The following is a 1,197-nucleotide window of genomic DNA, read 5'->3' on the forward strand; positions in this document are numbered from 1 at the left end:
ACGCAAAAAGCCTAATGAGAAAGGCGCTCGCGCTCCATTCAAGCCGCCACTTTCTGCGCCAGAAACACGCTGTTTTTTTTACAGAATCGGCGGAAACCGGACATTCTCTGCAGCCGCCAACCAATCAGGCCGGGTTGCTGAAAGCCGACATTTGCCAGCATGAACTAGTGGCTGCACTCTGCTCTGCGGCAAGTCCGCTCTAGTCCATTGCAACTCCCCTTCTGGATGGCTCTGTTGCGCAAAGCGCGTGAAGCCCGGACCATCCCTTTCCCCAGACGCACTTATCCCACGGACTTTGTGAGAGGTATGCCGAGCGCGGTGTAGCCGTTAAGGACGGCGGCGCGGATCTGGAGTTCGGCGACCTGGCGGCCGAAGTCGCGTGCCGTGAGGCTCTGCCCCAGCAGCTTCACGCAATGCATCTTTGTCTCGGCGCGTCCCCGACGGTGCTTCCGGTGATCTCAATGGCTCGGATATCCAGTGTTTGTTCGTCGACACCGATGTGGATCTTGCGCCATAGACGGCGTTTCGCGCCGCCATGCTTTCGAGCGTGCCCGTTGCCTTCGCCCTCGGCCTTAATGCCGATGCTGTCGATCAACAGGTTCAACGGCCCCTGCGAGCCGCGGTAGGGAACAGACACGGTCAGGGTCTTCTGGCGTCGGCTCAGCGTGCTGAAATCCGGCACCGCCCAGTCGAGGCCGGCCAGACGCAGCAGGCTCTCCACGAACCCGGTCGTCTGCTGAAGAGCCATGCCGAAGAGCAACTTCATCGTCAGGCATGTCTGGATAGCGGCATCGCTATACCGCGGCTGCCTGCCTCGCTTGCCCGTTGGCGGGGGGCACCCACACCATGTCCGGGTCGAACCAGATCGTCAGGGAGCCGCGCTGCTTCAGCGCTTCGTTATAGGCCAGCCAGTTCTTCGTCTTGTAGCACGGCGGGGTAGTGTCTGGTCATGCAGACCAGCTACCACGCTGGATTCACGAGGAGAATCCCTCACCCGGCCTTTACGCAACAAAGCCCAGCGCATCTAATGACACCGATACGTATTGCCAAGAAGTCTAGGCAAACCGCAGCGTAAATCTGTCGAGCCGACCTCCAAGGGCGCTAACCGTCAACAACTTGGCGGATCGATGCGCTCAGTCCGCCATCGACGACCAATTCGGCGCCGGTGATGTAGGAGGCGCGGTCGGATGCCAGGAA

2 protein-coding genes and 1 pseudogene are annotated in these 1,197 nt (G+C 60.3%); 1 reads left to right on the plus strand and 2 read right to left on the minus strand.

What is annotated here, in order from left to right:
- Window positions 1-203, plus strand: a 203-nt coding sequence (locus tag ACEWPL_RS19395) for a hypothetical protein (RefSeq protein WP_420744403.1), incomplete at its 5' end; no start/stop codon positions are given.
- A gap of 78 nt (window positions 204-281) precedes the next feature.
- Here ACEWPL_RS19395 and ACEWPL_RS19400 read toward each other — a convergent pair.
- Both ACEWPL_RS19400 and ACEWPL_RS19405 read right to left on the minus strand, forming a co-directional pair.
- A pseudogene (locus ACEWPL_RS19400) lies at window positions 282-908 on the minus strand (IS5 family transposase).
- Between the two features lie 193 nt (window positions 909-1,101).
- The gene (locus ACEWPL_RS19405) at window positions 1,102-1,194 is read right to left on the minus strand and encodes a hypothetical protein (RefSeq protein WP_420744404.1); all 93 of its coding nucleotides are present in this window, start codon (window positions 1,192-1,194) and stop codon (window positions 1,102-1,104) included.
- Window positions 1,195-1,197: the final 3 nt, after the last annotated feature.

It is taken from the genome of Roseovarius roseus (assembly GCF_043355935.2).
Lineage (GTDB): Bacteria > Pseudomonadota > Alphaproteobacteria > Rhodobacterales > Rhodobacteraceae > Roseovarius > Roseovarius roseus.